Origin of the sequence: Flavobacterium polysaccharolyticum (assembly GCF_038739875.1) — a bacterium.
Classification (GTDB): Bacteria; Bacteroidota; Bacteroidia; order Flavobacteriales; family Flavobacteriaceae; genus Flavobacterium; species Flavobacterium polysaccharolyticum.
Genome location: NZ_JBCGDP010000003.1, coordinates 87,358 through 100,776, shown reverse-complemented (window position 1 = coordinate 100,776; position 13,419 = coordinate 87,358). Strand labels below are relative to the sequence as shown.

Below are 13,419 nucleotides of genomic sequence, written 5' to 3'. Positions count from 1 at the left end.
AAAGTTTAGCAACAAGTTTCGTTTGGATTGCATTCGCTCGATAAGTTAGAATTTGATTTGGAAGTTAAGGTTTCAAAAAAAGTCTTGATTTTTTCAAATCCTTCTTCATTGATGCAATAGCAAATAGCATTGCCTTCAATATTTCCTTTTATAAGTCCAGCATTTTTTAGTTCTTTTAAGTGTTGAGAAATAGTAGGTTGTGCTAGAGGAAGTTCATTTACGATGTCTCCACAAATGCAAGACTTAGATTTTAGCAGGAATTCTAAAATGGCTATACGTGCTGGGTGTCCCATAGCTTTAGCTAAAAGAGCAATTTGATTTTGATACTCTGTAAAATGTTCTGTTTTAGATGCGCCCATTGTTATATTTTAATATTGCAATATTACGATATATAAATGTGTTGACCTATTTATTAATGATAAAAAAAAATGAGTTTTCTTTGATTGGGTTGGCTTTTGATAATTAGGACGAGGTATTTCTATTTTTTTTTAAACTTAAAACATAGAAAAAAACTGTTTATGTTCTAAAATTTGTTTTGTTTTTACGACTGTTATTATTCAGCTTACCTATGGTTTGTATGCTTAAAAGAAAGTAGAATTGGAACTAGGAGATGAAATGAATATTATAACTTTGCAAGAAGGCTATCGCAAAAAAAATCTATAGAAGGCATTACTCAAGCTAATTTTAATCAGATTCAAGCAGTAGATAAAAATGGTTTCCAATGCTATTGCTAAAGTATAGGTATAGAGCTGAAAGCATGAAAATGGAGAAGCCTTTTGTACAGTGTTCCGGTACTTTTAAAGGATAATATTGATACTAAAGATAAAATTCAAAAAACAGCTGGTTTTAGGGCTTTGGTAGCTTATTTTCCTTATACAAGATAGTTTTGTGTCTAATTAATCAAGGGTTTTAAATAAAAAAGGGCAGTTCACATGAACTGCCCTTTTTCTGTTTTTGAATTAGAAATTATTTTCCATTCAATGACCAATCATATGCACGAGTCATTACTTTATAGGTAGTTTCTATTTTTTTTTCCAAAAAGATATTGATGAAGTCAATTTCGTTAAAATACCCGGTTACAAAATCACCTTTGTATCTTTCGAACATTTTAGGTAATTCAATAGAATTGGTGTTTTTGAAAATTCTGTAAAAATCTTTATCGTTTATATAAAACTTAGCACGTTGTTTTATTTGATCGTTTACTTGTTCCGGAGTATAGGCAGCGTTTAAAAGTGGAGCATCGCCGTTTGTCCCTTTGCATAACACAAAATGAACTCCAGCATCAGCAATGATTTCTCTTAAAATCGTGTTTTCAATGTCGTCAAGAGTCAATTCTTGTTTGGCTACTATAAATGTTTTTTCGTTGAAAAAACCAGGAATTGTATTTACAGATACAATTGGAAGTTTCTCAACCACTGCTTTGATGACTAATAAGTTGTATGCGTTTATCCAAAATGCTTTAGCTTCTTCTTTGGTTTTAAATTCTGTTTTTAATTTAGAAATATTTTCCAAAATATAAATTAATTCTCCTGGACTTTTCTTTAGTTGAGCGTAATTTACTTTTCCCTCTGGAGAAACATTTTTCTTCAAAAATTCATTGGTTTGTTCGAAGAAATCGGTTAAAGTCTGTGCTTGCGAAAATGAGGTGATGATTAAAAATGAAACAACTAGTAAAATTTTCTTCATATTAAATTTGTATTTGCTTGGTTTATAGTGGTATTGAGTATTTACGTATAATCGCGCAAATAAACTAATTTTTTTTGAAAAAATTATTGTTTATCTGGCTTAATATTTAGTGCTCAAATTGAAATCAATTTTATGCTACTGCATATCTGTTTTTAATTTTATTTTTTTGTTGAAGTATTGTTTTTAAAATTCTAAAAATCACATATAAATATGATAGTTTTGTGTTATTTTGACATCAAATAGTGAATTGATTTTTTTTATTTTTTCTGTTTTGATGCAAGGTATACGAAAACGATTTCATTTATTTTATATGCATGCATAATATATCGTTTTCTTTTTCTATTTTTGATTCCAATAAAAATCTATAGTATGGAAAAACAGTCTTTACAATCACTTTTGCAAATCACTCATCCAGTGATTATGGCTCCTATGTTTTTGGTATCCAATACAAAAATGGTAATCGAAGGAATGAAGAGTGGAATTGCAGCTTGCATTCCCGCATTGAATTATCGTACGCTCGAGGAGTTGCGAACTTCTATCATTGAGTTAAAGCAAGCCAAAGTTTCAGGTGGTAGTTTTGGATATAATTTGATTGTCAATAAATCAAATGTAAAATACAAAGAACAATTGCGTGTTTTGTGTGAAGAAGGCGTAGATTTTATTATTACTTCTTTGGGTTCACCTGAGGAAACAATTGCTGAAGCTCACAAAGTTGGTATCAAGGTTTTTTGTGATGTTACTGATTTAGCTTTTGCCAAAAAAGTAGAGAGTCTTGGTGCCGATGCGATTATTGCAGTAAATAATCAAGCAGGCGGACACCGTGGAAATATAGATCCAGAAGCATTAATTAAATTATTGAATGAGCAAACCAATTTGCCTGTAATTTCTGCTGGTGGAGTAGGAAGCAAAGCAGATTTAGATAAAATGCTTGGCTATGGTGCAGTTGGTGTTTCTGTTGGTAGCCCATTTATAGCCTCAAACGAAGCTGGAGTTTCTCAAGAATACAAACAAGCTTGTGTGGATTATGGTGCCAAAGATATTATTATGACAGAACGTATTTCGGGTACTCCGTGTACAGTGATTAATACGCCTTATGTGCAAAAAGTGGGTACAAAGCAAACTTGGATTGAAACACTTTTAAATAAAAATAAGAGCTTAAAAAAATGGGTAAAAATGATTCGTTTTTATATCGGGATGAAAGCCACCGAAAAAGCAGCGACTCAAGTAACTTACAAAACCGTTTGGGTTGCTGGACCTAGTATAGAAGATACAACTGCTATTTTACCAGTGCAACAGATTGTTCAAAAATTGGTTGGTTAGTATGTACGAAAAGATTTATTTAACTCTTAATCAATTTGTAGAAAAGGCAACCTTGTTCAAGGTTTTATTCAACTGGTCGCCAATGTACCGAAGAAGTTGCGGAAAAATTATTCATGTTTCAAAAGATTTGCATACGGTTCGTGTCAAGATTCCTTTGAGTTATAAAAACAAAAATTATGTTGGTTCCATTTTTGGAGGAAGTTTGTTCGCAGCAACCGATCCAATTTATATGATTCAACTTATGCAAATTTTAGGAAAAGACTATGTGGTTTGGGATAAAGCTTCTGTTATTCGATTCCGAAAACCTGCTTTTAGTGTGGCCTATGCTGACTTTCATTTCACCAGTGATGAAATTGCCGAAATTCAACAAAAAGTTGCTGAAGAAAATGAGGTGAACTACGTCAAACAACTGATGATTACCAATGCCAATCAAGAAGTTTTTACAGAGTTAGAGAAAACTATTTACATCAGTAGCAAAGTGCATTACAAGCAAAAACTACAAAAAAAGAAAGCCTCAAAAGAAACCTCTTAATAGTACAACCTAAAATCCAAAAGCTGACACAAAGCGTATTGTTTTTCGAACAGTCTTTCTACTACGTCCGTGATGTCGTCTTCTTTTTGGCACAAATCAAAAAAAGTTTTGTCGAGTAAATGGCTGCTTATTTGGGTTGAGGCTAAACCGTAGCCCGAAACAGCTCGAGCTCCTGTAATATCCAAAAAGTATTGGGCTTCTTCTTCGTCTAAGTCTAGTGCTTTTGCATTGGCAAAGTGAATGATTTTACCTTTCATTTTGCCTTCAAATAGTTCTGCAATTTCTTCCAAACTATAAAAGTAATCGTTCAAGCAAATGCTGTTGGCTTCTCCAGGCATCACCAAGTAAATGATTTCATATGCCTGAAAATTGTTATCGTCATAAAGTAAGGTACTCAAACTTTCTTCAAGGCCTTCAATCGTGTCACAAGTTTTGTAAATACTCGTTAAACCTTGTTCGAAAGCCATTCTTTCAAGGTTTTTGATTACCGCTGTTTGTTGCTCAATTGCTGCATCAGGAACTCCTTCGAGGCAGAAAATAAACTTTTCTTGGTGCATAATGTATCGTCTAAATAGACTACAAAAATATTCTTTCTTTTTGGGATTCTGATTTTTTGTGGAAATCATTCTTCTTTCAAAAGAGAATTTTTATCAAAAAAAATCCGTTACAGTGAAGTAACGGATGTATAAAAGTTATCGAGAGTATTATAAAACATTCAATTCTCGCATACATTGTTTCATACTTTGGTAAGTTCTTTCAATGTCGTTGTCTAGTCCAATTGAAAAACGAATCAAACCATCTGTAAGTCCCATTTCGGTTTGTTCTTCCAATGGAATTTCGCTTGATGTTGAGGTGCCAGGTGCGCTAAACAAGGTTTTATAAAAGCCTAAACTCACAGCCAAATACCCTAGATTACGTTCTTGCATCAACTCCATTAAGGTATTAGCAGTTGCTAAATTTCCAACATCAATAGTCATCATTCCGCCAAAGCCGTATTCAGGATTGATCATATTTTTGTAGAGTTGATGACTCGGATGACTGGCTAAACCAGGATAAACTGTTTTTAAACCGTCTCTTTCAAATCGTTCAGCCAAATATTGTGCATTGTAGCTGTGTTGCTTCATTCTAATATGAAGTGTTCGAAGATTTTTCATCACACTAGCCGAGCGAAGACTGTCCATTGTAGGTCCCAAAAGCATACTTGCTCCTGTATTTACATTTTTCAAACTATTGATAAATTCGCGACTTGCACAAGTTACACCGCCAACGGTATCGCTACTTCCATTGATGTATTTGGTCAAACTATGAATCACAACATCAGCTCCCAAACGGGCAGGAGAAACTGAAAGTGGTGAAAAAGTATTATCGACTACCAAAGTTAAGTTGTGTTTTTTGGCGACTGCTGACAATCCCGCAATATCGGCTACTTCTAGCAACGGGTTACTTACCGTTTCGCAATACAATACTTTGGTTTTTGGCGTAATCGCCGCTTCTACAACCTCTAGTTTTGTGATGTCCACAAAGGTCGTTTCAATGCCTAAACGCGGCGTAAAATTTTTTAGAAAAGCATAGGTTCCACCATAAATCGTGCGGCTTGATACAATATGGTCGCCCACACCACATAATTGCAAAAGTGTTGGCGTAATGGCTCCCATTCCCGAAGCCGAAACATTGGCCGCTTCCGTTCCTTCCATAGCTGCTAGCGCTTGGTCTAAATACAAGTTACTAGGGGAGGAATGACGAGAATACAAATAACAACCTTCCATATTGCCCTCAAAGGTGTCAAACATCGTTTTGGCAGATAAAAAAGTGTAGGTAGAAGAGTCAGATATTGAAGGATTTACGCCTCCAAATTCCCCAAAATACTGTAAATCCTGAATATTATCTGCTGGGTTAAAATCGTTATTTTTCATAGTCGATATTTTGTTTAGTTATTGTTTTTATTAGGAGCTCCTCCCGCTATCCGCTATATCTTTGCCTTTTTAAAGGAAAAAGGCAAAGGATGCCGCTGCTATCGGGGCTAGGCTTTTTTGTTGAGAACCACACCAAAATAACAAATAGGTAGATTATTAATCAATAGCATGATTTAATTATAGTTTTTAAATCTTTAATTAATTATTAATATAGATTATATTTCTATTTTTGTCATTCAAATACTGTATAGATAGATTTTTTTTCACAACAGAAACAACTCTAAATCCCAAAAACCAAATCCCAAAACTTTTAAACTCTAAACTCTAAACAACAAACGATAAACCACAAACCCTTCAACCCTTAATAAAGCTATGACCTTAGATGCTATTGATAAAAAACTCTTGATTTTACTCCAAACCGATAGTAAGAAAACAACCAAAGAATTGTCTTTAAAACTTAATCTTTCGGTAACCGCAGTCTATGAGCGCATCAAGAAGTTAGAGCGAGAGGGTGTCATTAGTAAGTATGTTGCTTTAGTAGATAAATCCAAAGTAGAAAAAGGATTTGTTGTTTTTTGTCATTTAAAATTAGTACAACACACCAAGGAATTCCTCACCCGATTCGAAAACGAAGTGATACAACTAGACGAAGTCCTAGAATGCCATCACGTGAGTGGTGATTATGATTATATTCTCAAAGTTTTAGTAAAAGATATGGAAGCCTATCGCGAGTTTTTGGTGACCAAACTCACCACGCTTCAACACATTGGAAGTACACAAAGCACCTTTATGATTAGCGAAGTAAAAAACACAACTGTAATTGGTTTTTGATTCATAATTGCATTTCCTTAAATATGTCAACGCTATTTATAGGAAGAGTAAAAGCCAAATAGATAATAAGTGAAAGTTTTTTTCTACCCTGAAATTTCTCAAAGCATAAATTACAATAGCTTTAGAAAACATCAACTCCTTTGGAGGGTTAAATGTTATTGAGTTACTTAATAACAAGTATTTGTTTTCGATCCCGATGCAAGTTTGAAGTCAATCTTTCGGATATATTGTCAAAATCTCAGACACGCTTTTTTCTTGGGTGATGTTATAGGTTTTTGCAATTATTTTGTTAGCAGTCCATTGGTTATTTTTTGACATTCACATCCTTAACTTACATACTTTTCTAATTAGAGTCTTATTTACTTTGTAGAATAATCATCAATGACATTTGTGTAACTTCTTTCTGTCTTTTCATTATCTGTTAGTGCAACACATCGGTAGTTTGGCTCCTAATGTAATTTTTTTTGATTTTGAAAAAACTTAATCGCTTGATTAAGTTTTTTCTTATATTATTTTCTTTCAAAAGTAAATCGAATTTTTTTGAACAAAATAATAAGTTTTAGTTATTTTTTTAAATATCGATTTTTGAAAACTCATGAGGTCAGGTGTAATAAGATTTTTATGTATATGTAGTTACTTATAGTATTGTGTGATAAATTACATATCTGATATTTATAAGATATTTTTTTGTTAAATATGTTTTTTTAGTTTTAAAATATTATGAATATCAAAATAATGTTTATTTTTATGTAATCGATTACATTTTTTGTATTGATAAAAAAACAAAAAACACTTTAAATAACTATTAATTAACCCAAACTACAAATGAGAAAAAAACTATTTTTATTGATCGTTTTGTTTGTTTCAATGCAAACATGGTCACAGCAAATTAATGAGGCAGCTGGCTGGCTGGAATCCGCTTTTGTAAAATGGCAGCCCTTGAGTAATGCTCAAACATATAATGTTTATTATACCGGAAATGGTTTTACAGACCAAAAAATTGATAATCAGTTGATCCGCAGTTATGGTTCTTACTTTCGCGCCGATATTCTGGGGCTTAAGGCAGGAACTTATACTGTAAAAGTTAAACCAGTTATTTCAGGCGTTGAAGGAACGGGTACTACAACAGGTACTCTAACTGTTTTAGCTCATGATCGTAATGGCTTTGCCTTTGATGGTGGTCGTATTCCGGGAGCATATAAGGCTGATGGAACTCCAAAGGATAATGCCGTAATCCTTTATATCTCTCAGAATACTAAAAACACTATTTCAATGAATATTACCGGGGCAAGTGCTAACCCATGTGTTGGTTTGCAAAATATTTTGTATGCCATTAAAAAAGGAATGGATACTCGTCCGTTCATTATTCGTCTGATAGGAAATATTACAGATATGACTGTTATGGAAGGGGGTGATGTCGTTATTGAAAATGACAATAATGCCTCAAGTTATGTCACTTTTGAAGGTGTTGGTGATGATGCAGTTGCTAATGGCTGGGGGGTTCGTCTTAAATCGGCTTCAAATATCGAAGTTAGGAATATAGGATTTATGAATTGTAATAGTACTGCTGGAGATAACATAGGGATGCAGCAGGATAACGATCATATTTGGGTTCATAATTGTGATCTTTTTTATGGTGATGCAGGAAGCGATGCGGATCAAATAAAAGGGGATGGTGCATTAGACAATAAATCATCTACTTATATTACATTGTCCTACAATCACTTTTGGGATAGTGGAAAAGCCAGTCTTTTAGGATTGAGTGAAGGAACAACAACGGGTTTGTATATTACCTATCATCACAACTGGTTTGATCATTCTGATTCTCGTCATCCAAGGGTTCGTTATTATTCGGCACATATTTATAACAATTATTATGATGGAAATTCAAAATATGGAGCTGGTTCTACATTAGGTTCATCTTTATTTATAGAAGGAAATGTTTTCCGAAATTGTAAATTTCCAATGCTGACTTCAAAGCAGGGAACAGATATTTTTTATGATTCTGCAGGTACTTTTTCTGGAGAAGCAGGCGGATCTATCAAAGCGTTCAATAATGCTATGACTGGTCAGACACGTTATGTCTCGTATAATGCTACAAATTATCCTATAGAGTTTGATGCTGTTGAAGTTGCAACTAGAGGAGAAATTATCAGCAGTAGTATTAAATCAAAGCTAGGAGCTAATAGTTATAATAACTTTGATACCAATGCAGCGTTTTATGTTAAAAATCTGGTTATCGATCAGCCTGCAGTGGCGCAAAGTAAGGTAGTTCAATATTCCGGTCGTGTTTCTGGAGGTGACTTAAAATGGACCTTTAATAACTCAGTCGATGATGTGTCTTCTACAGTAATTACAGCATTAAAATCAGCTCTTACTAATTATGTAGGAACATTAGTTTCAGTACAAGGTGAAACAAATGTGGTAAGTAATCAGACTCTTTCTTCAACTACTAACAATAATCAAACTGTAACAAGCGGAACGTCTATTGGTTCAATTGTTTTCACTTGGGGGGGAAGTGCAACAGATGCTACAGTAACAGGATTACCAGCCTCAGGTATTTCTTTTGTAAAAAACACCACAGCTAAAACCATTACGATTACAGGAACACCAACGGCAACAGTTTCTTATTCTATTGCTACTACAGGCACTGGTACAGCTGCGACTGGATCTGGAACGATTACAGTAACAACGGTAAGCGCTCAAACACTTACTTCAACGACAAACAATAATCAAACGGTTAGCAGTGGAACAGCAATTAGTTCAATTGTTTTCACTTGGGGAGGAAGTGCAACAGATGCTACGGTAACAGGATTGCCAGCCTCAGGTATTAGTTTTGTAAAAAACACCACTTCTAAAACCATTACGATTACTGGAACACCAACGGCAACGGTTTCTTATTCTATTGTTACAACTGGAAGCGGAACAGCGGCTACAAGATCAGGAACGATTACAGTTGCTGGTACAGCTACAGGAAACCAGATTCATAATTTTACAACATCCGGAAAAACAAGTACATTTTACAGCATTACAGGGAATATGAATTCGACTGCGGGTTCTGTAACATATGCTGGACTAACATTAACAGCCCGTTTAAAAATGGAGTCCAATACATCTATAACATACAATACAACTGCGGCTTCGACATTAACATTGGTATTTGATTCTAATTTTACAGGAACAATAAAAGTGAATAATGTATCTTATACTGCTGTTTCTGGAGTTGTTACGGTATCGCTTCCAGCAGGAGCAAATACAATAACAAAAGGTTCTGTTGCAAATCTGTATTACATCAGTACGACTTTTAATACTTTAGCGCGAGAGTCTACTAATAGTTTATTAGAAAAAGATGTGGTTTCTACAAAACTGACCTTGTATCCAAATCCAGTTTCTAGTGACTTGAATATTGATTCAGATGAAGCAATTCAAAAAGTCGAAGTTTATAATTTAACTGGATCAATAGTAAATACATATCAAGGAAGTAATACAAGTATTGATATGAGTAATCTTGCCAATGGAACCTATTTGGTAAAAGTACACACTGAAAATAGTGTTACAATAAAAAAAATTATTAAGAAATAATTCCTAATTAACTAACCATTATTTTTAACCCAAATTCTACATTAGAAATTTATAACAACAGAGCTATTCTTCAAAAACAAGAGCTTACATCCGTTTTTAAATTCAATACACAAAATATTGTATTTTTAAAATAGTCCTTGAGCTCTTGTTTTATTAGCAAATCAGTTTCGTCACGAAGTCTAATATGGAATTTGGGTTTAAAAATAAATATGCTTTATGTTATCGCACAATGTTTACGTTCATAGCTATGTTTTTATTATCACTTGCTTTAGTACATGACTATTTTGTTTGTCAGGGAAAGAATTAATGAACTCTAAAATGTTTTCATCCTGAAATATCTTTTCCATATCCTTGTATTTACTATAAATCTGAGTGTTTTTATGTAAGTAACTTGATAAGTCAAAATGAAGTTGTTGTTCATTCTGTATTTCATACCTCAAGAAATTCACACAAAAAACCTTAAAAATTAGCGTTTAAACAAAACTTTATTCCTTAATTTTGTCATTCAAAAAAAATAAATCAACACACTATGAGTTCATTTGACGTAGTCATTATAGGTTCTGGTCCTGGAGGATATGTGTCGGCTATTCGTTGCGCACAATTAGGTTTCAAAACCGCAATTATCGAGAAATACTCCACACTTGGAGGAACCTGTTTAAACGTAGGATGTATTCCATCCAAAGCGCTTCTAGCTTCTTCACATCATTACGATGAAATTAAACATTTTGCCGATCACGGAATTGAACTTTCTGGTGAGGTTAAGGTGAATTTAGAGAAAATGATTGCTCGTAAACAAGCCGTTGTTGATCAAACATCTGGAGGTGTTCAGTTTTTGATGGATAAAAATAAAATCACGGTTTTTAACGGTTTGGGTTCTTTTGCAGACGCGACTCACGTTACTGTTGCCAAAGCTGACGGGACTTCTGAAACTATTGAAGCTAAAAATATCATCATCGCAACAGGTTCAAAACCTTCTTCTTTACCTTTTATCTCAATCGATAAAGAAAGAATTATTACCTCTACTGAAGCCTTAAAATTAAAAGAAGTGCCTAAGCACCTTGTAATTATTGGTGGAGGTGTAATTGGAATTGAATTAGGACAAGTGTATTTACGTCTTGGTGCACAAGTATCTGTTGTGGAATTTATGGACAGAATCATTCCAGGAATGGATGCTTCTTTGTCTAAAGAATTGACCAAAGTCCTTAAAAAACAAGGAATGAAGTTTTACACTTCTCACAAAGTACAGTCAGTAGAAAGAGCTGGTGATGTAGTAACCGTGAAAGCTGAAAATGCTAAAGGTGAAATCATTACTTTAGAAGGAGATTACTCTTTAGTTTCTGTAGGTCGTCGTCCTTATACTGATGGATTGAATGCAGATAAAGCAGGTGTAAAAATCTCTGATAGAGGTCAAATTGAAGTGAATGACCACTTGCAAACGTCTACTCCAAACATCTACGCTATTGGTGATGTGGTTCGTGGCGCAATGTTGGCTCACAAAGCTGAGGAAGAAGGTACGATGGTTGCTGAAATTATAGCAGGTCAAAAACCACATATCGATTATAATTTAATTCCTGGTGTAGTGTATACTTGGCCAGAAGTTGCAGCTGTTGGACAAACAGAGGAGCAATTAAAAGCGGCAGGTGTTTCATACAAAGTGGGTAATTTTCCTTTCAAAGCCTTGGGTCGTGCACGCGCTAGTGCAGATTTAGACGGTTTCGTAAAAATCCTTGCTGATGCAAAAACGGATGAAGTTCTTGGTGTTCATATGATTGGAGCTAGAACAGCTGATTTGATTGCAGAAGCAGTTACTGCTATGGAATTTAAAGCTTCAGCCGAAGATATTTCTAGAATGTCACACGCACATCCTACTTTTGCGGAAGCAATCAAAGAAGCGGCATTAGCTGCCACTGATAATAGAGCGTTACACGTATAAAAGCGTAGCTTTCAAAAATAAGAAACCCGTCTCGTGATTATGAGACGGGTTTTGTTGTTTAAAACCAGATTTCTAATGCGGAATCTGCGTTAAATCAAGGAGTAAAAACACTTTTGTAATTATCCCAATAACGATAAATCAAAAATAAATTCCCCAAGAATAAGGCTACTGCAATCGGGATGCCTTCGGGAGCTAAAAAGATATTGATGAACAAAATGTTTATTGTGATGGGAAGAATCAAAATATTGGCTAACGTCACAAAACGATTGCTCACAAAAGCTAATCCACAAAGGAGTTCAATTGCTTTGGCTAGAGGCATAAGATAGGTAGCGGCTACAAGTCCTACATTGAATGCTTTAAAATTTCCTGTTGTTTCAGGTTCAGGCATTAAATGAAAAAAATAACTGATTGAAGCGAACAGTAATAGTAGTCCAATCAAAATCCGAATAATGGTAGTGGCTATTTTCATATTTATAATAAATTTTAGGGGTTACTTTTTTTGAAATTAACAACTAATCATTTCTTAGTTTGGGTTGTACATCTAAAATTATAGTTTTTTAGGAAATGTTTAATCGCTTATCAAATTTAGGTAATTTATTGATATGTAATGAATTGAAAGTCTTGTTTTTCGGATTTTGATTTTGTAGTGGGAAGAAAAAAAAGGATTTAGAAAACTTATTTTATGTTTTTTATGAAAGGGACTTTCTTGAATATCCAATATATTACTAAACCAATTAGGGCTAGCCACCATAATTTCAAAAGTAAAACTACCAACGACAGCAAATGAAACCAACCAGATTGTAACGCATCCAAGATTTGAATTCCAATGGAGGGTTCAAAATAATACCCTTGTTTTTCATTGGCTACCAATTCTTGTTTGACCACTTCTCTTTGATACAACTGAAGGGTAATGGTGCTATAATTGATTTGGTCTTGAAGGGATAAGTTTTCAATAGCACTACTGTCGCTTTGCGCTTTTTTATTTTCAAGTTGCGTTTCGGCATTCATAATGTCATTGATTTTTTTACCTTTTGTATCAATGGCATTAGCGATTCTTTTTTCATTGGTAGCGCTTCTCTTTTGTAACAACTCATTGGACAATAATCGTAACGCTACATCATCAGCTTTGATTAATCGGTAGTCTAAATAATCAATTTCTTTGGCAATTTCTTTTACCACAGTATCCATATTTTGTTGAGGTACACGAAGGGTGATGGTGTTTTCAACTTTGTATTTTGTGGTTTCTAGGGTGCTATCCTGACTAACTTTAGTACTTATTTTGTCATTTATGGTACTTTGGAGGTTGGAGTAGGTAACCAAACCACCCCATTTTTTAGTGGTATTCTCAATCAAGTTGGTCGATTGGACGACACTTTTTACTTTGAATTTGATATCTGCTGTTCGAATGAGCTTCCTTTTTTCTACTGTTTTTGGAGTTTCGGTGGTTTTTTCTTGGGTGTTGCTTACGGTTGCACTATCGGCAACAGCTGTGGCATAATCTGCGGTTTCTTCTGCCGGAACCTCGGCTTTTTTGCACGAAAATAGTGCTACTGCGATGATTACGGCTAGGATGCCTGCTTTTGCAATTGTTTTCATAAATAAAATAGTTTAATAGATTAAAA

Annotated in this window: 11 protein-coding genes; 5 read left to right on the top strand and 6 right to left on the bottom strand. The window is 34.2% G+C overall.

Annotation, left to right across the window (positions count from 1 at the left end):
• Positions 1–5: 5 nt before the first annotated feature.
• Positions 6–359 (bottom strand): ArsR/SmtB family transcription factor, encoded by a 354-nt coding sequence (locus WFZ86_RS03870; RefSeq protein ID WP_342690712.1) that lies wholly within the window; start codon positions 357–359, stop codon positions 6–8.
• Between the two features lie 607 nt (positions 360–966).
• Positions 967–1,686: a DUF547 domain-containing protein gene (locus WFZ86_RS03865; RefSeq protein WP_342690711.1), complete on the bottom strand. Its 720-nt coding sequence runs from the start codon at positions 1,684–1,686 to the stop codon at positions 967–969.
• Between the two features lie 369 nt (positions 1,687–2,055).
• Between WFZ86_RS03865 and WFZ86_RS03860 the strand changes: the two genes are divergently transcribed.
• Positions 2,056–3,006 carry an NAD(P)H-dependent flavin oxidoreductase gene (locus WFZ86_RS03860; RefSeq protein ID WP_342690710.1) on the top strand — a complete coding sequence of 317 codons (951 nt, stop codon included), beginning with the start codon at positions 2,056–2,058 and terminating at the stop codon, positions 3,004–3,006.
• A gap of 1 nt (position 3,007) precedes the next feature.
• Positions 3,008–3,538, top strand: a complete 531-nt coding sequence (locus tag WFZ86_RS03855) for a DUF4442 domain-containing protein (protein ID WP_342690709.1) — start codon at positions 3,008–3,010, stop codon at positions 3,536–3,538.
• On the opposite strand, the gene WFZ86_RS03850 is transcribed toward WFZ86_RS03855, so the two are convergent.
• Positions 3,535–4,095, bottom strand: a complete 561-nt coding sequence (locus tag WFZ86_RS03850; protein ID WP_342690929.1) for a DUF6642 family protein — start codon at positions 4,093–4,095, stop codon at positions 3,535–3,537. The two genes, WFZ86_RS03855 and WFZ86_RS03850, sit on opposite strands and share 4 nt — an antisense overlap.
• 147 nt (positions 4,096–4,242) lie before the next feature.
• The gene (locus tag WFZ86_RS03845) at positions 4,243–5,451 is read right to left on the bottom strand and encodes an aminotransferase class I/II-fold pyridoxal phosphate-dependent enzyme (protein WP_342690708.1); all 1,209 of its coding nucleotides are present in this window, start codon (positions 5,449–5,451) and stop codon (positions 4,243–4,245) included.
• Positions 5,452–5,823: 372 nt separating this feature from the next.
• Between WFZ86_RS03845 and WFZ86_RS03840 the strand changes: the two genes are divergently transcribed.
• From WFZ86_RS03840 to lpdA, 3 genes are all read left to right on the top strand, one after another.
• Positions 5,824–6,282 carry an Lrp/AsnC family transcriptional regulator gene (locus WFZ86_RS03840; RefSeq protein WP_342690707.1) on the top strand — a complete coding sequence of 153 codons (459 nt, stop codon included), beginning with the start codon at positions 5,824–5,826 and terminating at the stop codon, positions 6,280–6,282.
• Between the two features lie 825 nt (positions 6,283–7,107).
• Positions 7,108–9,864 carry a pectate lyase family protein gene (locus WFZ86_RS03835; RefSeq protein ID WP_342690706.1) on the top strand — a complete coding sequence of 919 codons (2,757 nt, stop codon included), beginning with the start codon at positions 7,108–7,110 and terminating at the stop codon, positions 9,862–9,864.
• A 529-nt stretch (positions 9,865–10,393) separates the two neighbouring features.
• Entirely contained in the window at positions 10,394–11,797 is a 1,404-nt protein-coding gene (gene lpdA, locus WFZ86_RS03830) for a dihydrolipoyl dehydrogenase (protein WP_342690705.1), read from the top strand.
• A 94-nt stretch (positions 11,798–11,891) separates the two neighbouring features.
• Here the strand turns inward: lpdA and WFZ86_RS03825 are convergent, their stop codons facing one another.
• The gene (locus WFZ86_RS03825) at positions 11,892–12,266 is read right to left on the bottom strand and encodes a DoxX family membrane protein (protein ID WP_315169744.1); all 375 of its coding nucleotides are present in this window, start codon (positions 12,264–12,266) and stop codon (positions 11,892–11,894) included.
• Positions 12,267–12,472: 206 nt separating this feature from the next.
• Positions 12,473–13,393, bottom strand: a complete 921-nt coding sequence (locus WFZ86_RS03820) for a DUF4349 domain-containing protein (protein WP_342690704.1) — start codon at positions 13,391–13,393, stop codon at positions 12,473–12,475.
• Positions 13,394–13,419 lie beyond the last annotated feature (26 nt).